The sequence below is a fragment of the Streptomyces rimosus genome, assembly GCF_008704655.1.
GTDB lineage: Bacteria > Actinomycetota > Actinomycetes > Streptomycetales > Streptomycetaceae > Streptomyces > Streptomyces rimosus.
Genome location: NZ_CP023688.1, coordinates 6,372,885 through 6,393,812, shown reverse-complemented (window position 1 = coordinate 6,393,812; position 20,928 = coordinate 6,372,885). Strand labels below are relative to the sequence as shown.

Annotated in this window: 21 protein-coding genes; 14 read left to right on the top strand and 7 right to left on the bottom strand. The window is 70.6% G+C overall.

Annotated features, from left to right (window positions below):
- Position 1: 1 nt before the first annotated feature.
- From nirB to CP984_RS27645, 3 genes are all read left to right on the top strand, one after another.
- Complete coding sequence (gene nirB / locus CP984_RS27655; RefSeq protein WP_003980711.1) at positions 2 to 2,623, top strand: nitrite reductase large subunit NirB; 2,622 nt, start codon at positions 2 to 4, stop codon at positions 2,621 to 2,623.
- Positions 2,620 to 2,973 (top strand): nitrite reductase small subunit NirD, encoded by a 354-nt coding sequence (gene nirD / locus CP984_RS27650; protein WP_003980713.1) that lies wholly within the window; start codon positions 2,620 to 2,622, stop codon positions 2,971 to 2,973. The genes nirB and nirD overlap by 4 nt, the downstream gene beginning before the upstream one ends.
- 95 nt (positions 2,974 to 3,068) lie before the next feature.
- The gene (locus tag CP984_RS27645) at positions 3,069 to 4,013 is read left to right on the top strand and encodes an oxidoreductase (RefSeq protein WP_030183079.1); all 945 of its coding nucleotides are present in this window, start codon (positions 3,069 to 3,071) and stop codon (positions 4,011 to 4,013) included.
- A 96-nt stretch (positions 4,014 to 4,109) separates the two neighbouring features.
- On the opposite strand, the gene CP984_RS27640 is transcribed toward CP984_RS27645, so the two are convergent.
- Positions 4,110 to 4,772 (bottom strand): hypothetical protein, encoded by a 663-nt coding sequence (locus CP984_RS27640; protein ID WP_226048705.1) that lies wholly within the window; start codon positions 4,770 to 4,772, stop codon positions 4,110 to 4,112.
- Between the two features lie 414 nt (positions 4,773 to 5,186).
- On the opposite strand from CP984_RS27640, the gene CP984_RS27635 reads away from it, so the two are divergent.
- A complete protein-coding gene (locus CP984_RS27635) occupies positions 5,187 to 7,094 on the top strand; it encodes an APC family permease (RefSeq protein ID WP_003980718.1) in 1,908 nt (635 codons plus the stop codon).
- A gap of 672 nt (positions 7,095 to 7,766) precedes the next feature.
- Here CP984_RS27635 and CP984_RS27630 read toward each other — a convergent pair.
- Complete coding sequence (locus CP984_RS27630) at positions 7,767 to 8,330, bottom strand: hypothetical protein (protein WP_003980719.1); 564 nt, start codon at positions 8,328 to 8,330, stop codon at positions 7,767 to 7,769.
- 499 nt (positions 8,331 to 8,829) lie between these two features.
- On the opposite strand from CP984_RS27630, the gene CP984_RS27620 reads away from it, so the two are divergent.
- On the top strand, positions 8,830 to 9,582 hold the full coding sequence (locus tag CP984_RS27620) for a dioxygenase family protein (RefSeq protein WP_043978527.1): 753 nt from the start codon (positions 8,830 to 8,832) through the stop codon (positions 9,580 to 9,582).
- On the opposite strand, the gene CP984_RS27615 is transcribed toward CP984_RS27620, so the two are convergent.
- Positions 9,524 to 9,991: an ATP-binding protein gene (locus CP984_RS27615; RefSeq protein ID WP_030183074.1), complete on the bottom strand. Its 468-nt coding sequence runs from the start codon at positions 9,989 to 9,991 to the stop codon at positions 9,524 to 9,526. The two genes, CP984_RS27620 and CP984_RS27615, sit on opposite strands and share 59 nt — an antisense overlap.
- A 199-nt stretch (positions 9,992 to 10,190) precedes the next feature.
- Here CP984_RS27615 and CP984_RS27610 point away from each other — a divergent pair, with 199 nt between their 5' ends.
- The 3 genes from CP984_RS27610 to CP984_RS27600 are packed head-to-tail and all read left to right on the top strand — an operon-like array spanning position 10,191 to position 11,507.
- Positions 10,191 to 11,042: a helix-turn-helix domain-containing protein gene (locus tag CP984_RS27610; protein ID WP_030183072.1), complete on the top strand. Its 852-nt coding sequence runs from the start codon at positions 10,191 to 10,193 to the stop codon at positions 11,040 to 11,042.
- A gap of 3 nt (positions 11,043 to 11,045) precedes the next feature.
- A complete protein-coding gene (locus tag CP984_RS27605; RefSeq protein ID WP_003980723.1) occupies positions 11,046 to 11,228 on the top strand; it encodes a DUF397 domain-containing protein in 183 nt (60 codons plus the stop codon).
- Between the two features lie 3 nt (positions 11,229 to 11,231).
- Entirely contained in the window at positions 11,232 to 11,507 is a 276-nt protein-coding gene (locus CP984_RS27600) for a DUF397 domain-containing protein (RefSeq protein ID WP_003980724.1), read from the top strand.
- Between the two features lie 79 nt (positions 11,508 to 11,586).
- On the opposite strand, the gene CP984_RS27595 is transcribed toward CP984_RS27600, so the two are convergent.
- From CP984_RS27595 to CP984_RS27585, 3 genes are all read right to left on the bottom strand, one after another.
- Positions 11,587 to 11,871, bottom strand: a complete 285-nt coding sequence (locus CP984_RS27595) for a putative quinol monooxygenase (protein WP_003980725.1) — start codon at positions 11,869 to 11,871, stop codon at positions 11,587 to 11,589.
- Positions 11,872 to 12,104: 233 nt separating this feature from the next.
- A complete protein-coding gene (locus CP984_RS27590) occupies positions 12,105 to 13,223 on the bottom strand; it encodes an MFS transporter (protein ID WP_003980726.1) in 1,119 nt (372 codons plus the stop codon).
- Between the two features lie 83 nt (positions 13,224 to 13,306).
- Positions 13,307 to 14,116 (bottom strand): alpha/beta fold hydrolase, encoded by an 810-nt coding sequence (locus tag CP984_RS27585; RefSeq protein ID WP_003980727.1) that lies wholly within the window; start codon positions 14,114 to 14,116, stop codon positions 13,307 to 13,309.
- Positions 14,117 to 14,188: 72 nt separating this feature from the next.
- Between CP984_RS27585 and CP984_RS27580 the strand changes: the two genes are divergently transcribed.
- On the top strand, positions 14,189 to 14,596 hold the full coding sequence (locus CP984_RS27580; RefSeq protein ID WP_003980728.1) for a MerR family transcriptional regulator: 408 nt from the start codon (positions 14,189 to 14,191) through the stop codon (positions 14,594 to 14,596).
- Between the two features lie 4 nt (positions 14,597 to 14,600).
- Here the strand turns inward: CP984_RS27580 and CP984_RS27575 are convergent, their stop codons facing one another.
- Complete coding sequence (locus CP984_RS27575; protein ID WP_003980729.1) at positions 14,601 to 15,359, bottom strand: SDR family NAD(P)-dependent oxidoreductase; 759 nt, start codon at positions 15,357 to 15,359, stop codon at positions 14,601 to 14,603.
- A 312-nt stretch (positions 15,360 to 15,671) separates the two neighbouring features.
- On the opposite strand from CP984_RS27575, the gene CP984_RS27570 reads away from it, so the two are divergent.
- From CP984_RS27570 to CP984_RS27550, 5 genes are all read left to right on the top strand, one after another.
- A complete protein-coding gene (locus CP984_RS27570) occupies positions 15,672 to 16,958 on the top strand; it encodes an ABC transporter substrate-binding protein (protein WP_003980730.1) in 1,287 nt (428 codons plus the stop codon).
- Between the two features lie 50 nt (positions 16,959 to 17,008).
- Entirely contained in the window at positions 17,009 to 18,013 is a 1,005-nt protein-coding gene (locus CP984_RS27565; protein ID WP_003980731.1) for a carbohydrate ABC transporter permease, read from the top strand.
- 6 nt (positions 18,014 to 18,019) lie between these two features.
- Positions 18,020 to 18,871: a carbohydrate ABC transporter permease gene (locus tag CP984_RS27560; protein WP_003980732.1), complete on the top strand. Its 852-nt coding sequence runs from the start codon at positions 18,020 to 18,022 to the stop codon at positions 18,869 to 18,871.
- Between the two features lie 104 nt (positions 18,872 to 18,975).
- Positions 18,976 to 19,425, top strand: a complete 450-nt coding sequence (locus tag CP984_RS27555) for a GNAT family N-acetyltransferase (protein ID WP_003980733.1) — start codon at positions 18,976 to 18,978, stop codon at positions 19,423 to 19,425.
- 473 nt (positions 19,426 to 19,898) lie between these two features.
- Positions 19,899 to 20,846: a TauD/TfdA dioxygenase family protein gene (locus CP984_RS27550; protein ID WP_003980734.1), complete on the top strand. Its 948-nt coding sequence runs from the start codon at positions 19,899 to 19,901 to the stop codon at positions 20,844 to 20,846.
- Positions 20,847 to 20,928 lie beyond the last annotated feature (82 nt).

Sequence of the window (20,928 nt, the reverse complement as noted above, 5' to 3'; positions counted from 1 at the left end):
CATGGCCGCAACCGCCGTTCCCACCCTTGTGCTCATCGGCCACGGCATGGTCGGCCAACGCTTCCTCGAAGCCCTCGCCGACCGCGGCGTGACGGGCCGGGCCCGGGTGGTCGTGCTGTGCGAGGAGCCGCGCCCCGCCTACGACCGGGTCCAGCTCACCTCGTACTTCTCCGGCCGCGCCCCGGACGACCTGGCGCTGGCCGACGCCGATTTCATGGCCCGGCACGGCATCGAACTGCACCTCGGCGACCCGGCCACCGCCATCGACCGCGCGGCGCGCACCGTCACCGCCCGCTCCGGCCTGACGGTCACCTACGACACGCTCGTCCTGGCCACCGGCTCGTACCCGTTCGTGCCGCCGGTGCCGGGCGCGGACAGCGCGGGCTGCTTCGTCTACCGGACCGTCGAGGACCTGCTCGCCATCGAGGAGTACGCCAAGAACTGCCGCACCGGCACGGTCGTCGGCGGCGGCCTGCTCGGCCTGGAGGCGGCCGGTGCGCTCAAGGGGCTCGGGCTGCGGACCCGCATCGTGGAGTTCCAGCCGCGGCTGATGGCCGTCCAGGTGGACGAGGGCGGCGGCAGCGCGCTGCGCCGTACCGTCGAGGAGATGGGCATCGACGTCCACACCGGCGTCGGCGGCAAGGAGATCGTCGCGGGCGGGGACGGGGCCGTACGGGCCATGGAACTGTCCGACGGCTCGCGCGTCGAGACCGACCTGGTGATCTTCTCGGCGGGGGTGCGCCCGCGCGACCGGCTCGCCCGCGACTGCGGGCTGGCGGTGGGCGAGCGCGGCGGCATCGTCGTGGACGAGCGGTGCCGTACCGGCGACCCCGCCGTGTACGCGATCGGCGAATGCGCGCTGGCCGCGGACGGCAAGGTCTACGGCCTGGTGGCGCCCGGTTACGAGATGGCGGAGACGGCGGCGGCCGCCATCGCCGGTGACCCCGAGGTCTCCGCCTTCACCGGCGCCGACACCTCCACCAAGCTCAAGCTCCTCGGCGTGGACGTGGCCTCCTTCGGCGACGCGCACGGCACATCCCCCGGCTGCCTGGACGTCGTCTACGCCGACTCCCGCTCCGGGGTCTACAAGAAGCTGGTCATCGGCGCGGACGGCGAACTGCTCGGCGGCGTCCTGGTCGGCGACGCCGAGTCGTACGGCCTGCTGCGCCCGCTCACCGGCACCGTGCCGCCGGTCGCCCCCGAACAGCTCGTCCTCCCCGCGGGCACCGGCGCACCCGCCGGCGCCCTCGGCCCCGCCGCGCTCCCCGACGACGCGGTGATCTGCAACTGCCACAACGTCACCAAGGGCACCATCCGCGCCGCGGTCTCCGAGCACTCCTGCACCACCGTGCCCGAGGTGAAGAAGTGCACCAAGGCCGGCACCGGCTGCGGCAGCTGCGTCAAGGCGCTGACCACCCTGGTCAACGACGAGCTGACGGCCGGCGGCGTGGTGGTCGACCAGGGCCTGTGCGGCTGCTTCCCGCACACCCGCGCCGAGCTGTACGAGATCGTCCGCACCCGCCGCCTCACCTCGTACGCCGAACTGCTGGACGGCCACGGCCGGGAGGAGGCGCGCGGCGGCGACGGCTGCGAGACCTGCAAGCCGGCGGTCGCCTCGATCATCGCCTCCCTCGCTCCCACGGTCGGCGCCGACGGCTACGTCCTGGACGGCGAGCAGTCCGCCCTCCAGGACACCAACGACCACTTCCTCGCCAACCTCCAGCGCAACGGCTCCTACTCGGTCGTCCCCCGCATCCCCGGCGGCGAGATCACCCCCGAGAAGCTCATCGTCATCGGCGAGGTGGCCCGCGACTTCGGCCTCTACACGAAGATCACCGGCGGCCAGCGCATCGATCTCTTCGGCGCCCGCGTCGACCAGCTCCCGCGCATCTGGGCCCGCCTGGTCGACGCCGGCTTCGAATCCGGCCACGCGTACGGCAAGGCCCTCCGCACCGTGAAGTCCTGCGTCGGCCAGACCTGGTGCCGCTACGGCGTCCAGGACTCCGTCCGTATGGCCATCGACCTGGAACTGCGCTACCGGGGCCTGCGCTCCCCGCACAAGCTCAAGTCGGCCGTCTCCGGATGCGCCCGCGAGTGCGCCGAGGCCCGCGGCAAGGACTTCGGCGTCATCGCCACCTCCAACGGCTGGAACCTCTACGTCGGCGGCAACGGCGGCGCCACCCCGCGCCACGCCGACCTCCTGGCCCAGGACCTCTCCGACGCCGAACTCATCCGCCTCATCGACCGCTTCCTGATGTTCTACATCCGCACCGCCGACCGCCTGGAGCGCACCTCCGCCTGGCTGGAGCGCATCGAGGGCGGCCTCGACCACGTACGCGACGTGGTCGTCCACGACTCCCTCGGCCTCTGCGACGAACTGGAGTCCCTGATGGCCGCGCACGTCTCGGCCTACCGCGACGAATGGGCCGACACCCTCGCCGACCCCGACCGCCTCGCCCGCTTCGTCTCCTTCGTCAACGCCCCCGAGGCCCCCGACCCGGCCGTCCGCTTCGTCCCCGAACGCGACCAGATCAAACCGGACCTCCCCCTCCTGTCCGGCCCCACCCTCCCCGTACGCACCCTGACCACCTCCCGCCCCCTGGAAGGAACCGCGGCCCGATGACACTCGCCATCGAACTCCCCGCAGATCAGCACGGCACCGGCAATTGGCTCCCGGTATGCGACCCGTCCACCCTCGTCCCCGGCCGAGGCGTCGCCGCCCTCCTCCCCGACGGCACCCAGGCAGCCCTGTTCCTGGACCGCACAGGCCATCCCTACGCCATCGACAACCGCGACCCCTTCACCGGCGCCTACGTCCTCTCCCGCGGCCTGACCGGCACGGCGAACGGCCGTCCGTTCGTTGCTTCTCCCCTGCTCAAGCAGCGTTTTGATCTGGAGACGGGGGTGTGCCTCGACGATCCTGGAGTTTCGGTGTCGGTCTATCGGGTGCGGGAAGTCGGCGGCGAGGGGTGACGGACCGGCCGTTCCGCTGCCGGCCTCCGGCTCACCCCACCCGGCCTGGGCGTACGCTGGGGCCCCCGATGCCCCGACGAAGGAGCGCAGCAGGCGTGACGCGTTGGAACACGAGCCATATTCCCGATCAGACGGGCCGTTCGGCGGTCGTGACCGGGGCCAACAGCGGTATCGGCTATGTCACCGCCCGCGAGCTCGCCCGGCGCGGCGCGCGGGTCGTGCTGGCCTGCCGTAACGAGTCGCGTGGTCATACGGCGCTCGCCCGGCTGCGGTCCGAAGTACCTGCCGCCAAGGCCGAGTTCCGGCAGCTGGATCTGGCCGATCTGAAGTCCGTACGGGCCTTCGCGGCCGGGCTCGACGACTTCGACGGCGAGCGCCTGGACCTCCTCATCAACAACGCCGGCGTCATGGCGCTCCCGGAGCGCCGTACCGCCGACGGCTTCGAGATGCAGTTCGGGACGAACCACCTCGGTCACTTCGCGCTCACCGGCCTCCTCCTGCCCAAGCTGCTCGGCACGCCCGGCGCGCGCGTCGTCACCGTCTCCAGTGGCTTCCACGCGCTGGCCAATGTGAAGCTGAGCGATCTGAACAGCGAGCGCGGGTATCACCGCTGGATCGCCTACGGCCGTTCCAAGAGCGCCAACCTGCTGTTCAGCCATGAGCTGTCGCGGCGCCTGGCGCGGGCCGGTTCGCAGGTCCTGGCGGTCGCCGCGCATCCGGGGTATGCCGACACCAACCTTCAGACGGCCGGCGTACGGATGGAGGGCCGTACGCGTACCGAGCGGGCCGTGACGCTGCTGAACCGCGTCGTCGCGCAGCCCGCCGAGTCCGGCGCGCTGCCCACGCTGTGCGCCGCCACCGCCCCGCACATGAAGCCGGACGCGTTCCTCGGCCCGCGGGGCGCCCTGCGCGGCGGGCCCGCGTCGTCCTTCCGCGCCCCGTGGACCACGGATGACGCGACCGGTGAACGGTTGTGGGCGGCGTCGGAGGAGCTCACGGGTGTGACGTATGAGTTCGGTGGGGTGAGGGCGGAGGGCTGAGCCGAGAGGGCGGGCGCTCACCGCCCGCCCGTCTCCTCGCCCCGGGCGCCCCGGGTACCTCGGTCACCTCATCCACGGACGCCCCGGGGTCCTCGGTCACCTCAACCCGGACGCCTCGAACACCCCCCGGGCCCCGTCCCCGTCGATACGCTCCCCCAGCTCCCGCAGCACCTCGCCGCCCGAGCGCAGCAGTCCGCGCTCGCGGGAGAGCCGGGCGCCGGTGTCCAGCAGGTGCCACAGGACCGGGTTGCCGGTGAGGGCCTTGGGGTCGAGTTCGACGCGGCTGCCCGTGACGTCGCGCAGGACCAGGCGGGGCGCCATTCCGTCACTGCGGTGTACGAGGACCAGCAGGTCGGTGCGGACGCGGTGCTCGCACAGCAGGCCGCGTACGGCGAGCCAGTCCGCGCCGGCCGTCACCCGTACCGGGAAGAGCGCCGCGAAGAGCACCAGCGCGATGGCCGTCCAACAGGTCGCGCGCAGCGGGTCGATGGTGTGTGCGGCCAGATCGACGGTGAGCATGATGGCGAGCACCGTGGCCGTACCGCAGGCCGCCGCGCGCAATTCGGGCGCCCAGTTGCGGTCCCGGTACGCCGCCGGGCCGTACACCGGGGGTGGAAGGGCGTACCCCTCCCGCGTATCCCGTCCATCGCACACCTCCCGGTCCCGCCGCGCGCCGTCGTCCGCGCGGGCGCCCCCGTCGTCTTCGCCACCCTCGCCGTGGGCCGTGGACCCGCCCCCGGGTTCGCTTCGCCGTCCCATGGCGTGAGGCTAGGACCGCGATGGCCGCACGGCGGGGACGTTGATGCGGTGCTGATGACGGTACGGCGAACCTTTACGCAGCGCTGACGACACGTATGCCATCCGTTCGTACCGGTTTCGGCCACGTCGCCACCCAGTGCCCCACCCACCCGGTGCTGGACCCACCCATCCGCGTCGGCCCGCCCCCACCGGGCATCAAGAACCCGTGAAGATGCCCGGACCACCCGCAAAGGCCACGCCAAGAACCGGCGCGTTCGTCCGCATCAGCACTCACGCTGGGCTGGCCCTGTCATCGGGGTTCTCCACCCGGTCACCGGGGGCCTTTCCTCGGTCATCGGTGGTCGCTCCCCGGTCATCGGAGTTCATTTCCCGATCAGGGTTCTCTTCCCACAGCGCACGGAGGTACGGCGAAAGATGTCGATGGTGTGGAAGGCCACGGGCCGGTCCGCAGGCCAGAAGCCACCGGATACCGGGGCCGCCGGCCACAACACCCCCCTGGGGACGGCGCCGCACGCACCGGCCCCCGAACCGGACGCCCGGCACCGTCTGACCTCCGTGCAGGGCCTCGCCGCCCTCTCCCTCGACGCGATGGCGTCGGTGGCGTACGGGCCCGAGTCGATCGTCCTGGTCCTGGCCACCGCCGGTGCCTACGGCCTCGGCTTCACCCTCCCCGTGACCCTCGGCATCGCGGCGCTGCTCGCGGTCCTGGTCGCCTCGTACCGCCAGGTGATCGCGGCGTTCCCGAACGGCGGCGGTTCGTACGCCGTCGCCAGGACCCACCTCGGACGCCGTACGGCCCTGGTCGCCGCGGCCTCCCTGATCCTCGACTACGTACTGAACGTCGCCGTGTCCGTGACGGCCGGCATCGCCGCGCTGACCTCCGCCTTCCCGGCGCTGTACGGCCAGCGGCTGTGGCTGTGCCTGGCGGTGCTCGTCCTGGTGACCGCGGTGAACCTGCGCGGCATCGTCGACTCGGCGAAGGCGTTCCTCCTGCCGACCGCCGTCTTTGTCGGCTCGATCCTCGCCGTCGTCGCGGTCGGCCTCTTCCGCGACGCGCCCGCCTCCACGGTCTCGGCCGACGGCCACGCCTCCGTCCTGTCCGGCAACGCCACCTCCGTCGGCGCGCTCCTGCTCCTGAAGGCGTTCGCCTCCGGCTGCTCGGCGCTGACCGGCGTCGAGGCGGTGGCCAACGCCGTACCGTCCTTCCGCGCCCCCGCCGCCAAGCGCGCGCAGCGCACCGAGGTCGCCCTGGGCGCGCTGCTCGGCGTGATGCTGATCGGCCTGTCGGTGCTCATCGGACGCTTCCACCTCCAGCCGGTCGAGGGCGTGACCGTCCTCGCGCAGCTCGCGGACGCCTCGCTCGGCCACAACTGGGCCTTCTACGTGGTCCAGTTCGCCACCATGGTGCTGCTCGCGCTGGCCGCCAACACCTCGTTCGGCGGGCTTCCCGTCCTGATGAGCCTGCTGGCCCGCGACAACTACCTGCCGCACGTCTTCGGCCTCAAGGCCGACCGGCAGGTGCACCGGCACGGCGTCCTCGCGCTGGCCGCCGTCGCCGCCGTGCTCCTCGTCTTCTCCGGCGGCGACGTGAACACCCTGGTACCGCTCTTCGCCATCGGCGTGTTCGTCGGGTTCACCATCTGCCAGGTGGGCATGGTGCGGCACTGGCTGCAGGAACGTTCCAGGTCCGCCGGCTGGCGCGGCAAGGCCGTGCTGAACGGTTTCGGCGCGCTGCTGACCGGCGTCTCGGCGGTCGTCGTGACGGCCACCAAGTTCACCGAGGGCGCCTGGCTGATCGTCATCGCCCTGCCCGCCCTCGTCCTCGGCTTCGGCGCGGTCCACCGGGCGTACGCCCGGATCGCGGACCGCCTCCAAATGGGCCGCATCCCCGAACCCCCGCACCGCGACCGCTCGCTGGTCGTCGTCCCCGTCTCCCACCTGTCCAAACTCACCTGCGAGGCCCTGAACGCGGCGGTCTCGCTCGGCGACGAGGTGGTGGCCGTCACCGTCACCTACGCCGCCCCCGAGGACCGCCGCGCGGCCGAGTCACTGCGCCGCGACTGGGAACTGTGGAACCCCGGCGTCGACCTCCTCGACCTGCCCTCCGCGACCCGTACGGTGGGCCGCCCGATCGCCGCCTACGTACGCGAACTCCGCGACCGCGACCCCCGAACCCGCGTCACGGTCCTGATCCCCGAGGTCGAACCGGCCCACCTGTGGCAGCGCCTCCTCCAGAACCAGCGCGGCGCGGTCGTCGCGCACGCGGTGCGGCGGACTACGGATGCGACTATTTGTCGGTTGCGGTTCCGGTTGTCGGCATAGACATCAGGGCTCATTTGGGCGGTCCGGAATGTGACTTCCCTTTGGCGTGCGGAGATTCGCCCCGTCTGATTTACCCCGCACCGAAACGATCTTGACCGGGCGTTTAAGCGCCTTTGTGACCGACGCCATATGAGGTGGCCTTTCTGCCGACCAGGGTGGGGGTGTTCCCAGACTGGTGACCGCCCGACGGCCCCGGATCAGGTGACCACCCGTATGGACAGGACCTGCTTCATGAACGGCGCAGGAGCCGCCGCGGGCGGGCTCGGTGTCGCTGCCGACGTCGCAGGTGGCCCGGAAACCGGGTGAGGCGTCTTCGGCGGCCTCCTCGGGCCTTGCCACCGGAACGTCGTCGGCGGCCAAGGTCGTTTCCGAACACTGCTTCAAGGTCTGCTGTTGTTGATTCTCGGACGGATACTCGCCGCATGCTCGCTCGTCTGCGCGCTCGTCGCGGCAGTCACCGCTGTGCGGTTCGGTGACGCATGGCATATCGGCATCGGAATTTTCGGGCTGTTCAGCTCGGCCACGTGCAACGTCGTGGTCTGGCGCGCCCGCCGACAGGGAACGCGCCCCGGCGACTACGCCGGCACGCGGATGTCCCGCCCTGGGCCATGCGCCCTGTCCGGCGAGGGCGTACCGGAGTAGTTCCGGGGCCCGCCCCTTGCTTCTCGCTTCCTACTTCCCGGAACCCGGGGGCTGGAGCTCCTGATTCGTGGGGTCCTCCCGCGGCGGCTGCTCCGGCGGCCGGACGAAGTCGTGCGCGCCGTTGTCCGAGGACTGCCCGCCGTAGTGGGGTGACGGCCGGTCGCAGGCGGGAGGGGTGGGCCGGTTGCCCATCGGCATCAGCCCCAGATCGGGCGCGAGGAAGGGCACGATGGAGTAGCCGCCGTTGCACATCGGCAGCACATAGAAGCGCTGCGCCTCCATCTCCTTGGTGAGCTTGCCCTTGGGGTCCTGGGCGTCCGTGAACCGCATCCCGTCCCGCGGGTCGTCGGGGTTGATCGCCAGCCGTTTGCCCTCCCTCTTGTTCTCGAAGCTGTAAACGGTGTTGTTCTTGTAGTAACCCTCCAGATGGACCACCCACAGGTGCCGCTTGTTGTCGATCTTGTCGATGGGATCGGTCTCGATCTGGAGGTCACCGTTGTGCGTGAGGTAGCCACCGGTGACCCGGTGGACGATCACCATCTCGCGCTGGTGCTTCACGGAAGCGACGAAGGTGTCCAGGGCATTGGGGTACATGGCGATGCTCCTTCCTACTGGTGAGGTGGAGAGCCGACGGCCGTGGGGCCGGTGATCCGCTTGCCGGTCCGCGTCCGCTGTCCGGTACGAAGGCCCGCCCGTACGGCGGTACGGCTGTACGGAGGCGGCCTCACGTGGTGCGCCGCGGCCGCTTGCCGGGTCGGCGATGAATCAAGGGACGGGCGCCCGACGCCGACGGCGCCACCCGCCGTCCCGTCTGCCACTAAGCGATACGGCCACCCGCGGACGCACCGCGCCGACCAGCTCATCCATGGCATGCCCGACCGCGCCCCCCGGACACCCGCATATGCCCCTCACCCGAGGCGTCCACCCTGTACGCGCACGGATTCAGCTGATACGAAAAGCGCTCACCGCGCGCCACGCTTCCGCAGGCGTACGCCCCGGGACCGGCGGCCCTGGCGTACCCGCGGGACGGGCGCCACCGGCCGGTACGGTACGCCGTCTTGCCGGGCCCGGCGTCCGATGCGACAACGTCTCCATGCCGACCGCATCCACGCCCACGCCCATGCCCTCGTCCACGCCCGCGTCCGCCCCCGCAGCCGCGTCCGCGATACCCGCGGCCGTCTCCAGCCCGACGCCGTACCGGGGCTTCCCCCTGCGCCACCCCGCCCTCCCGCCGGTGAGCCTGTCGCCCGACCCGGAGAGCGCCGAACTGTACGGCCCGGTCTTCGGCGACACCGACGTGACACCCCTCGACTCCGATCTCACCCAACAGCACCGGGGCACCCCGATCGGCGAACGCATCACCGTGACCGGCCGCCTCCTGAACGACCGGGGGCGCCCGATCCCCCACCAGCTCATCGAACTCTGGCAGGCGAACGCCGCCGGCCGTTACGCCCACCGGGGCGACCAGCACGACGCGCCCCTGGACCCGAACTTCACCGGTACGGGCCGCGCCCTCACCGACGCCGCCGGTCGCTACGCCTTCACCACGATCAAGCCGGGCCCGTACCCGCTCGGCACCCCCGACGACGCGTGGCGCGCCGCGCACCTGCACTTCTCCCTCTTCGGCCGCGCCTTCACACAACGCCTGGTCACACAGATGTACTTCGAGGGCGACCCGCTCCTGGCCCACGACTCGGTACTCCACGCGGCCCCGACCGCCGCGGCCCGCCACCGCCTGATCGCCACGTACGCCCCCGGGCCGCTACTGCCGGGCCGCCCCTCCTCCCTCACCTACCACTGGGACATCGTCCTCGGCGGCCCGGCCCCGACGGCCGCCCCCGCCTGACGTCCAGCTCACACCACACGGTCTTGCCGATCTCCCGGTCCCGTACGCCCCACCGCGCGGCCAGTTCCTGTACGAGCAGCAGCCCAAGCCCTCCGGGGGCGTCGTCCCCTGCCTCCCGTACGCACGGCCGCGCTTCCCCTCGCGCGTCACTGACCGCCAGTCGCAGCACGTCTTTGCCGACCGTCAGATGTACCCGCACCAGCCGACCGGGCACCCTGCCGTGCGTGATCGCGTTCGTGAGCAGCTCCGACACGAGCAACTCGGCGTCGTCCACGAGATGTCCGTACCCCCATTCCCACAGCAGCCGCGCCATCCGGTACCGCGCGAGCCGCACGCTCCTGGGGAACGGCGTGTAATCGAGCAGGTCCTCGTAGAGGACGGTTTCCACGGGGTCATGCGGAGAGATCATCTACGGCCACCTCCGGGTACGAGCAGCGCGCACCCTTGCGCCAACTGATGCGGCCGCGCGAGCAGTTCGTTCGTTACGGACGGTAGACCCGCCGCCGCGCTTGTTCAATCGAGCCAGGGAAACTTTCACCCATCCAGGTTGCACACGGCCCGTAGCCGACCCCAAACTGAGCGCTCATCGGCGGAGGGATGGCTACACCGTGCAGCAAGCTCAGTCAGCGCAAGGCAATCGGGTATCGACCGTGCTGGGACGACGCCTGGGAGGGGAGTTGCTCGCCCTTCGTACAGCGGCCGGCCTAACCCAGAGTCAGGCCGCTCGGGCCCTGAGCGCCTCCACAGGCAAGGTCGCCAAAATGGAGAGCGGCTGGGCTCCGATGCGCGATCCGGACATCCGCATCCTGTGCGACCTGTACGAGGTGGAGGACCCTACCGTCGTCGGCGGCCTCCTCGAACTGGCCCGAGTCGACCGTGACCGTCGCAAGGCCAAGGGGTGGTGGAGCAGCGCACCAGTCGCTCCCGCGATGAGGGAGTACGTCAGCCTGGAAAGCGCCGCTACTGCGATCAAGACCTGGCAGATCGCGTACGTTCCGGGCCTGCTGCAAAGCGAAGGCTACGTGCGCGCCCTCAACCCGGACGAGCACTTCGTGACCGCACGGCTGTCTCGCCAACGGCGACTTGAAGGCGACAACCCTCTTCACCTGCGGGCAGTGGTCTACGAGGCAGTGCTCAGAAACCTCGTCGGTGGGCCAGGCGTGATGCGCGGCCAGCTGAACCACCTGGCGTCGATGGCAGAGAAGCCCAACGTCTCGATCCGGGTGGTCCCCTTCAGCGCAGGAGCTAAGAGCGGCATCGACTGCGGGTTCAACATCCTCTCGTTCGCCGAACCAGGCGCCATGGACGTCGTGTACATCGAAATCCCCCGCACGCAGGCGTGGATCGAGGGCGGACGGGAAGCTGCCGAGCATGATGCGATGTTCGAGAAGATCACCGCACACGCTCTGCGAGAGTGCGAGTCACGAACATTCATCAGCAGCCTTTGCAAGGATCTGTGAACCATGCCGGAGTTCAGCTACCGCAAGTCCAGTTACAGCAACCCGGAGCACGAGTGCGTTGAAGTCGGCGTCGGCCCCACCGAGGTGGTCGCCATACGCGACTCCAAGCGCCCCGACAGCCCAACCCTGCGCGTCAGCGCCACCGCATGGGCAGCCTTCCTCACCACACTGCACACGGAGTCATGAACCATGACCACCCCGAGATTTCGTAAGCCCAGTCACAGCAATCACCTTGAAGAGTGCGTCGAAGTAGCCACCACCCGCCACACCATCACCATCCGAGACACCAACCACCCCACCGGCCCCACCCTCCACCTCTCCCCCACCGCCTGGGCCTACTTCCTCGTCGGCCTCAACGCGGAACCGCAGAGGCAACCGGCCTCTCCTGCGCTCGAACCCGGAACGGCTGTTCTTACAAAGCAGATGTCACCGGTCGGCGCTGGAGCGAACCCGGGCCCCCACTAGACCTCGGCACGGTCGGCCTGGGAACGGTGCCCCATGGCCCAACGCAAACACCGCAAGTCCACGCACAGCGAATCGGCCCCTACGCCGCCTCCACCCCGGATATTCGGTACTTGCTCACCTCCTCGCTGAGGATCTCGGCCGCCTGCTCCGGCTCGGGTCCTGCGCCGCGGAACGCGGCAAGGTGGGCGTCGGATTCCCAGCGTTCGTACACGTTGATCCGGGCGGGATCGAGGCGGTCGGCCGAGAGGGCGTAGTCCAGGCAGCCGGGGGACTTACGGGCCTGTTCGGCCACCGCGTCACAGTTGGCCAGGTACGCGGTGCGGGCTTCGGGGGCGATGTGGAGCTTGCCGGATACGATGATCATGGACGACTCCTCGGGGACGGGCGCAGGTTACGGCCGCAGGGCCGTGAGCCGCCGGCTTGCGGAAGCCCTGTACGAAGAGCATGCACCAGGGGTCTGACAATCGCCCTGACCTGCAATTCCCGCCGAGCGCGCCGGCTGATGCGAGCAACGGGCCGTCTCCTGCGCGGACGCCGCAGACGCGGACCTCGGGCAAGGGCCGGAGCCTGCGCCCGGTGCCGCCGTAAGTCCGGTACCTACCTTGGCAGTAGACGGGGCAGGGCTGCCCGTCTCGTCCGGACGAGGGCGACGGCCGGCAGCACGGTGATCAGAGCCGCCCACGGGAGCGCCGCCACTGTGGTGGCGCTCAGCAGCCCGCCCGTCAGGGCCCCGCCTCCGATGCCCAGGTTGAACGCGGCCACGTACCAGGAAGACGCCGCATCGGGGGCGGTGCCGGCCAGGCGGAGAACGCTTGCTTGCAGGGATACCGGCAGGGCGGCGAAAGCGATGCCCCACAGGGCCACGGCGGCAACAGCGAGCGGTTGCAGGCGAATGCCCGCACCGAGCAGGAGCAGTGCGGCCGCCATCAGTGCGATGGTGCCGAGCAGGGCCGGCTGTGGCCGGCGGTCCGCCAGGGCGCCGCCGAGCCACGTACCCAGGAAGCCGGCCAGGCCGTACAGGGCCAGCAGCATGCCGATGGCAGCCTCACTGAAGGCGCCGACGTCGTGCAGCAGGGGCGTCACGTAGGTGTAGACCGTGAAGTGCCCCAGAACGAGCAGCGCGGTTGCCGCCACCACGGGCCGCAGGCCGGGCAGGCGCAGCACGCCGGAGAGACTGCTGGAGCGCGAGGCGCGGCGTTCCGGGATGCCCGGAAGGAGCCACAGGGCGGCGGCGAGCGCCCCGAGACCGAGGGCCGCCACGGCGCAGAAGGCGCCGCGCCACCCTACGGCGCCGCCGAGAGCGGTCCCCAAAGGTACGCCCAGTACGAGGGCCGCCGAGTTTCCCGCGAAGACGATGGATGTCGCGCGGCCGGCGTGTTCCGGCCCGGCGAGCGCGGCGGCGTACCCGGCGACGATCGACCAGAAGACTCCGTGGGCGGTGCCGCAGACGAGCCGGCCGATCGCCAGCATCGGGTAGTTCACCGCGAGCCCGCAGAGCACGGTCCCCAGGAAGAAGACCGCACCCACCGCGACGAAAAGGCGCTTGCGCGGCCAGCCCGCGGTCCAGGTGGTGAGCGGGGCCGCGGTCAGCCCGACGGTGAAGGCGTAGACGGTGACCAGCAGTCCCACCCGTGATCGCGCAGCCCCCAGATCGTCGCTGATCAAGGTCAGCAGGCCGACCGGCAGCATCTCGGTGGTGACGACCACGAACGTCATGGTGGCGAGGACAGCCAGGCCGGCCCGGCGCCGTGCCGGAGACACGGTGGGGCGCCGGGCCGGTCGTGCGTGGGGCGGAGCGGTCACACCGACACCGCGGGAAGAGCGCCGAGGAACTCGCGGACATGGTGCAGCCACGTCGCACGGTCGGCCTCGTTCAGGATGTGGGCCGCACCGGGCAGTTCGATCAGCTGGGCACCCGGGATGCCCGCCGCCAGCCGATACGAGCTCTGCGGCAGCACCAGCCGGTCGCCGGTGGGCGCCACCACGAGGGTGGGCGCGGACAGGTTCGCCAGGTCCGCCCGGACGTCCACGCGGGATACCAGGTCGAAGTGGTCCAGCATGCCCGGGGGCATCCCGGCCAGGGTCTGGGCGACCGCCGCGTCGAGGTCGGCCGGGTCGATGTCCGCCAGATCAGACGGCGACATGCACGAGAGGCAGGCGAGCCGGGCCACGTCTTCCCACCGGCCCGCGTCCCCCAGGGACTTGATGAGCCGGGCGGCCAGGTCCAGGACGGGGTCGGCGACCGGGAAACCGGCGGTGAGGACGAGTGCCCGTACCCGCTCGGGATGCCGGGCGGCGACCCGGACGGCCACGGCGCTGCCGAGCGACTCCCCGAGCACGGCGAACGACTCCTGGCCCGCCGCGACGGCGGCGGCGACCAGCTGGTCGGCGAGGTCGTCCAGGTCCAGAGGTCCGGTAGCCGCGGGGGAACCGCCCGCTCCCGGATAGTGCGGGCCTACGAGAGTGTGGTCCCGGGCGAGGTCGTCGAGGACGAGGCCGAAGTTTCCCTCGATGCCGCCACCGGCACCGTGGGCGAGCAGGAGTGCGGGGCCATGGCCCTTCACGAGGACATCGAGGCCGGACAGGGGAAGCGAGGAATCGGTCTTCATGTCGCCGACGCTAAACTCCGACATCAGTGTCAGAGTCAAGTCGCGCGTTGCGCACGGGGAGCCGCGAGCCGCATGCGAATGAAGGAAATGGTCCGTCGCACGGGAGTCCATGAGCGGCTGCTGCGCTACTACGAGCAGCAAGGACTGCTGGCACCGGAGCGGCTGCCGAGCGGCTATCGCGTCTACAGCGAGTCGGACGTCGAGATGGTGCGCCGCATCCGCTGTCTGCTGGCAGCCGGCCTCCCGACCTCTCTGATCGCTCAGGTGCTCCCTTGCATCCGATCGGACGACGGCCGTCTTGTACCCACCTGTCCGGATCTGGTCGCCCAGTTGCGGCAGGAGAGCGAGCGGATCACCCGCGCCATCGAGGAGCTGCAGGCCTCCCGCACGATGCTCGACACCGTTATCGCCGCCGCGCCTCTGCAGAGCGCCGGGGAGCCGGAGGCGGCCGTGGTCAGGTCCGGATCGCGCAGCGGATGAGGTCTTACGACTCCACCGGCCGCGCCCCCACCAGCCCCCCGTCCACCACCAGGTCCTGCCCCGTCACATACGACGCGTCGTCCGACGCCAGGAAGGCCACCGCGGCAGCGACCTGGTCGGCCTGGCCGACGGCCTGGAGGGGGACTTCGGCGGCGAGACGGGCCTCCGCGTCGGGGGACGTGTTGGCGGCGCGGAACATCTCCGTATCGATGTAGCCGGGGCTCACGGAGTTGACGCGGATGCCGCGGGGCGCCAGGTCGGCACCGAGGGTGCGGGCCAGGTTGTGGACGGCGGCCTTCGTGGCCGAGTAGGCCGAGGCCACCGGCATGCCGCGGTACAGGGTCCATGAGGCGTTCAGGACGAGGGCACCGCCGCGGCCCATCAGGCGAAGCGCCTTCTGGACGGTGAAAAAGACGCCCTTGAAGTTGACGTCGACGGTGGTGTCGAAGTCGGCCTCGGTCAGTTCGGCGCTGGGCTTGAAGATGCCGACGCCCGCGTTGGCGAAGACCGCGTCAAGGGTGCCGCGCCAGGCTTCGATGTCCCGTACGAGCGCGTCCAGGTCGGGCAGGGAGGCCGCGTCGGCGCGTACGGCCAGGAGGCGGTCCGGGGCGTCGAGGCGCGCCGCCGCCGCGTCAAGGCGGGCCCGGTCGCGGCCGGTGATGACGACGTACGCGCCCTCGTCGAGGAACCGGCGCGCGGCGGCGAACCCCATGCCGCTGGTGCCGCCGGTGATCAGGACTGTCTTGTTCGTGAAGCGGTTCATGCAAACGATGGTGCGGGTGCGCGCCGATACGCAGGAGTGCGTGCTGAACCTGGGTGTGGGAACACCAGGCTTCCGCGGCGGCCGGCCCGCGTGGGAACACCGGGGTGCCGTGCGGTGCTCACTCCTACGGACGCCGCCACCGGCCGGTTTCGCGCAGGTGCAACGCGTCCTTCATGCGGGTACGGCAGAGTAGGCGCTCGCGGCGGACGATGATCGTCGATCACGTACGCGGCGGGACGACACCGGCGGACGTACGGAACGGCCAGGCAGACAGCGGGTAACGGCGCACGAGCTACGCAGGGGGCGATCGGCATGACACGCGACGGCGGCACAGGCTTCGGTATCGGCAGACGGCGGCTGCTCGCCACGGTCGGGGGCGCGGCGCTCACCGGCGTACTGGCGGCCTGCGGCTCCAACACCGGCCGTGGCGGGAAGGGTTCGGGCCCTGCGCTCAGCCAGTGGTACCACCAGTACGGCGAGCCCGGTACCGAGGCGGCCGTGAAGCGGTATGCCGCCGGGTACGACAAGGCGCGGGTCACCGTGCAGTGGCGGCCCGGTGACTACGACCGGCAGACCGCCGCCGCGCTGCTGACGGACTCCGGACCGGACGTCTTCGAGGTCGACGGGCCGCGGCTGGACCAGATCAAGGGCGGTCAGATCGTGGATGTGACCGAGCAGATCGAGTCCGTCAAGGACGACTTCAATCAGGCCGTGCTCAAGCCGAAGATCTGGGACGGAAAAATCTGGGCGGTGCCGCAGACGATAGACACGCAGCTGCTCTTCTATCGGAAGAGCCTGTTGCGGGCGGCGGGGGTGCAGCCGCCGCAGAGTGTGGACGAGCTGGTGGAGGCGGCGAAGACGCTGACGCGGCACCACAGGAAGGACAAGGTCAAGGGGCTGTTCCTGGGCAACGACGGCGGGGCCGCGGTGCTGGGCGGCACGCCGCTGTTCGCCGCGGGGCTGAGCCTGATCACGGAGGACGGGAAGGTCGGGTTCGATGATCCGGCCGCCGCTCGCGTCCTGGGCAAGGTCCGGCAGCTCTACGCCGACGGATCGTTGCTGCTCGGGGCGCCGACGGACTGGTCCGACCCGGCGGCCTTCGTCCAGGGGCTGACCGCCATGCAGTGGTCGGGGCTGTGGGCGCTGCCGCAGGTCAAGAAGGCTCTCGGGGACGACTTCGGGGTCCTGCCGTTCCCGAAGGACGGTGCCGGGAAACCAGCCGTCCCCGTGGGCGCGTACGGCTCGGCGGTCAGCGCGCGCAGCAAGCACCAGAAGGAGGCCAAGGCGTTCGTGAAGTGGCTGTGGGTGGACGGGACCGACAAGCAGGAGGACTTCGCCCTCTCGTACGGCTTCCACATCCCCGCCCGCATCTCGCTCGCCAAGAAGGCGAAGCAGCTCCAGGAGGGCGCGGCGGCGGAAGCGGTGCGCTTCGCCACCGACCACGGCTTCGCCGAGCCGCTGCTCTGGACGACCGCGAGCCGCACCGCCTATCAGGACGCGCTGAACCACATCATCAAGGACGGCGCGAATCCGGAGACAGAACTGAAAGCAGTTGTGCGGAAGGTCAACTCGGAGTTGCAGCGGGCGAAGAAGAAGTGACGGACGTGGGCGGGGTGGGGCACAGCGGGGAGGGGCAGGATCGGGTGCCGATGCGGGGGCGAGGCGGCGCGGCCGCAAAGGGTGGCCAGGATGGCCAGGCCGGTGAGGCCGGTGGGAGCGGCCAAGGCAGCGGCGCCGGCCGTCTGCGGCGCTTCCGCGGCCCGCAGAACCGGAACCTGTGGTTCTGGGCCTTTGTCGGACCGTTCGCGATCGGTCTCGCGCTCTTCACGTACGTTCCGCTGGCCTGGAGTGTCTATCTCAGCTTCTTCGACGCCCACAACACGGTCAGTCCGACGGACTTCGTCGGACTGGACAACTATGTGTCGATGCTGGGCGATCACGCGTTCCTGAGCAGCCTGGGAACGTTCCTGCTGTTCACGGCCTTCATCGTGCCGACGACCTACGTGGTGTCGCTCGCGCTCGCGCTCATGGTCAACCGGCTGCGCTTCGCCCAGGCGTTCTTCCGCTCGGTCTTCTTCCTGCCGACCGCGTGCTCGTACGTGGTCGCCGCGCTCATCTGGAAGCTGTCGATCTTCAACGGGGTCAGGTTCGGGCTCGCCAACACCGTGCTGGGGTGGTTCGGCGCGGACCAGACCGCCTGGCTGTCCACGTCCGACCCGCCCTGGTACTGGCTGGTGATCGTGACCGTACGGCTATGGCTCCAGGCCGGTTTCTACATGATTCTGTTCCTCGCGGGACTGCAACGGATCTCTCCGCGACTGTACGAGGCAGCGGCGGTGGACGGCGCGCGGCCCGGCTGGCAGACGCTGCGCCACATCACCCTGCCGCAGCTGCGCGCGACCTCGGTCGCCGTCGTCCTGCTGCTGGTGATCAACGCGTTCCAGGCGTTCGACGAGTTCTACAACCTGCTGTCCGACGCGCGCGGCTACCCGCCGTACGCCCGTCCGCCGCTGGTCTACCTCTACTACACCGCGCTCGGCCAGGAGCAGAACCTGGGGCTGGGGAGCGCCGGCGCGGTCATCCTCGCGCTGATCATCGCGGTGGCGACCGTCGTACAAGCCCGCTGGTTCGGGCTCGGCCGGAAGGAGGACTGATCGCCGATGACCGTATCGAAGCGGGTGGACCCCCGCGTACGGACCGGACGCGCCCTGCGCGCGGTGATCGTCACGATCCTCGCCGTCCTCTTCCTTATCCCCTTCTACCTGCTCGTACGCAACGGCCTGGCCACCGAGCAGGACATCACCGCCCCCGACTGGACGTTCTTCCCGCGTGACATCCAGTGGTCGAACCTGACCGATGTCTTCGCCGATCCGAACCTGCCGCTGGCGCGGGCGCTGCTGAACTCCACGCTGATCGCGGTGTCCACGACGCTCGGCACGGTGCTGCTCGCGTCGCTGGCCGGGTACGGGCTGGCACGCATCCCGTACCGGTACGCCAACGTCGTCTTCTACGCCATCCTCGGCACCCTGATGGTCCCGGCGGCGGTCACCTTCGTCCCCAGCTTCGTCCTCGTCTCGACGCTCGGCTGGATCTCCACCCTGCGCGGCCTGATCATCCCGACCCTGTTCAGCGCCTTCGCCTGCTTCATATTCCGCCAGTACTTCCTGGGCTTCCCCAAGGAGTTGGAGGACGCGGCGCGGGTGGACGGGCTCGGCCACTGGCGTACGTACTGGCGCATCGTGGTGCCCAACTCGCGCCCCGTCTTCGCGGCCGTCGGCACGATCGTCTTCATCGGCGCGTGGAACGCGTTCCTGTGGCCGCTGGTCATCGGGCAGGACCGCGAGTCCTGGACGGTGCAGGTGGCGCTGTCCACGTTCACCACGGCCCAGAACCTCAACCTGCACGAGCTGTTCATCGCCGCGGCGATCTCGATCGCGCCGCTGGTGGTCGTGTTCGTGCTGTTGCAGCGGTACATCGTGGCGGGGGTGGAGCGGACCGGGATCGACGACTGAGGGCACTGGGTGGCGGGCAGCGGGGCCATTCGGCGACTAAAGCTCAGTGGTTCGGCGACGAAAGTCGGTAGCGGGGCGCATGACGCCTGTGGGGATACTCGACCATGAGCGAAGCGACGAAGCCGGCGCAGGGCCAGGGTGCCGCCCTCACCGTCGGCGAGCATGACCCGGAGTTGGTCAAGCGCCTGGAGGACGGCCTCGACGCCTTCAACGCCGCGGCCACGGGCCACGCCGAGGAGGCCGAGTTCTCGGTACGGGTGACGGACGCGGATGGCGAGCTGATCGGCGGGCTGAGCGCCCGGGCCTGGGGCGGGCTGTGCGACATCCACCTGCTGTGGGTGCGAGAAGACAGCCGCGGGCAGGGCTGGGGCGCGAAGCTGCTGCGGGCCGCCGAGGAGGAGGGGATACGGCGCGGCTGCGACCGTGCCGCAGTGTCCTCGTACACCTTCCAGGCGCCGGAGTTCTACCAGCGGCAGGGATACGAGGAGGTGGGCCGTCTTCCCGGGATACCCGGTGGTCATGAGGACGTGTTCCTGTACAAGAAGCTCGGCTGAGGTCGGGGCGGGGGCGGGCCCGGAAACTTGTCAGGGGCGTGACGGGCGGGTCCGGTGTACCCGGTGTCACGCACCCCGCTCATGAGGTACGGTGCGTGCCATGACCACGTACTCGACGTCCCGTGAGACGGAGCCGCTGCGCTGCGGCCCTCACGGCGAGTGCGCGCCCCGCGGCATGACGTTCCTGCGCCGCCGTGGCCGGGTGGGTTCTCCCCCGGCCACCGTCCTCCGCCGCTGTTGGTGATCACCGGGCGATGACCGCCCGTCTCCACGGCAGCGCCCCCGGCCTGTCCTGACCGGCACACCGTCCTCACCAGGCCAGGCCGACTCCGCACAGCGCGAAGCGCTTCTCGTACCGCGCAAGGCACTTCCCCCACCGCGCTTCCCGCACCGCGGATCACGCAGCAAACGCCCGCACCGCGCGCCCGCTCCCGCATCCCGTACCTCGTTCCTCACCCCCCCAGGAGGACCAGTTGACGGCCATCGCCGACCCCACCACCCCGATCCCCTCCCACCCCGCCCTCCGCGACCACCGCATCCCCGCCGACGGCCTCTACGAAGGCCACCGCGTCCTGCGCCGCACACCGGAGGGCTGGGAGGACCGCCCGTACGAGCGCTTCGATGTCGTCCCGCAGGCGAGCACCATAGGTGCGGAGATCCGCGGCCTCGATCTGTCCCGGCCGCTCACCCCTGCGCTGCGCGACGACCTGAACCGCGCGCTGCTGGAGTGGAAGGTGCTCTTCTTCCGGGGGCAGCACCTCACGTCCGCCGCGCAGCGCGCGTTCGCCCGCAACTGGGGTGAGCTGGAGACGAATCCGCTGCTGGCGACGGGCGACGCCGAGGACGTGGCGCGGTTCGACCGCAGTGCGGTACCGACCTTCGAGAACGTCTGGCACACGGACGTGACGTTCCGCGAACGCCCGGCGCTGGGCGCGGTGTTGCAGCTGCGCGAGGTGCCGGCGTTCGGCGGTGACACCATGTGGGCGGACATGGCGGCGGCGTACGACAACCTGCCGCAGGACGTGAAGGACCGGATCGACGGCGCCACCGCCGTCCACGACTTCCTGCCGGGCTTCGCCCGCTTCTACTCCGCCGAGCGGCTGGCACCGTTCCAGGAGCAGTTCCCGCCGGTGGAACACCCGGTCGTACGGCGGCACCCGGAGACCGGCCGCCGGATGCTGTTCGTCAACACCTCGTTCACCACCCGCATCGTGGGACTGGAGCGGGCGGAGAGCGACCGGCTGCTGCGGCTGCTCTTCCAGCAGGCGCACGTGCCGGAGTTCCAGGTGCGCTTCCGCTGGCAGGCGGGCGACATCGCGTTCTGGGACAACCGCGCCACGCAGCACTACGCGGTCAACGACTACGGCACACAGCGCCGGGTGGCCGAGCGCGTGGCGATCGCGGGCGACCGGCCGTACTGAGGCGTGGCCCGCGGTGGTACGGCGCCCCCGTACCACCGGCCGTGCCCAGGCGGGGCCACGCTACAACGCGACGCCCCCGTAC

Bases quoted from the DNA above. Each gene is read 5' to 3' on its own strand.
- CP984_RS27620 (WP_043978527.1), top strand. From the start codon at position 8,830: ATGCCGACCGCATCCACGCCCACGCCCATGCCCTCGTCCACGCCCGCG.
- CP984_RS27555 (WP_003980733.1), top strand. From the start codon at position 18,976: ATGAGCGAAGCGACGAAGCCGGCGCAGGGCCAGGGTGCCGCCCTCACC.
- nirD (WP_003980713.1), top strand. From the start codon at position 2,620: ATGACACTCGCCATCGAACTCCCCGCAGATCAGCACGGCACCGGCAAT.
- CP984_RS27575 (WP_003980729.1), bottom strand. From the start codon at position 15,359: ATGAACCGCTTCACGAACAAGACAGTCCTGATCACCGGCGGCACCAGC.
- CP984_RS27605 (WP_003980723.1), top strand. From the start codon at position 11,046: ATGCCGGAGTTCAGCTACCGCAAGTCCAGTTACAGCAACCCGGAGCAC.
- CP984_RS27580 (WP_003980728.1), top strand. From the start codon at position 14,189: ATGCGAATGAAGGAAATGGTCCGTCGCACGGGAGTCCATGAGCGGCTG.
- CP984_RS27565 (WP_003980731.1), top strand. From the start codon at position 17,009: ATGCGGGGGCGAGGCGGCGCGGCCGCAAAGGGTGGCCAGGATGGCCAG.
- CP984_RS27600 (WP_003980724.1), top strand. From the start codon at position 11,232: ATGACCACCCCGAGATTTCGTAAGCCCAGTCACAGCAATCACCTTGAA.
- CP984_RS27640 (WP_226048705.1), bottom strand. From the start codon at position 4,772: ATGGGACGGCGAAGCGAACCCGGGGGCGGGTCCACGGCCCACGGCGAG.
- CP984_RS27590 (WP_003980726.1), bottom strand. From the start codon at position 13,223: ATGACGTTCGTGGTCGTCACCACCGAGATGCTGCCGGTCGGCCTGCTG.
- CP984_RS27635 (WP_003980718.1), top strand. From the start codon at position 5,187: ATGTCGATGGTGTGGAAGGCCACGGGCCGGTCCGCAGGCCAGAAGCCA.
- nirB (WP_003980711.1), top strand. From the start codon at position 2: ATGGCCGCAACCGCCGTTCCCACCCTTGTGCTCATCGGCCACGGCATG.
- CP984_RS27615 (WP_030183074.1), bottom strand. From the start codon at position 9,991: ATGATCTCTCCGCATGACCCCGTGGAAACCGTCCTCTACGAGGACCTG.
- CP984_RS27585 (WP_003980727.1), bottom strand. From the start codon at position 14,116: ATGAAGACCGATTCCTCGCTTCCCCTGTCCGGCCTCGATGTCCTCGTG.
- CP984_RS27595 (WP_003980725.1), bottom strand. From the start codon at position 11,871: ATGATCATCGTATCCGGCAAGCTCCACATCGCCCCCGAAGCCCGCACC.
- CP984_RS27560 (WP_003980732.1), top strand. From the start codon at position 18,020: ATGACCGTATCGAAGCGGGTGGACCCCCGCGTACGGACCGGACGCGCC.
- CP984_RS27630 (WP_003980719.1), bottom strand. From the start codon at position 8,330: ATGTACCCCAATGCCCTGGACACCTTCGTCGCTTCCGTGAAGCACCAG.
- CP984_RS27570 (WP_003980730.1), top strand. From the start codon at position 15,672: ATGACACGCGACGGCGGCACAGGCTTCGGTATCGGCAGACGGCGGCTG.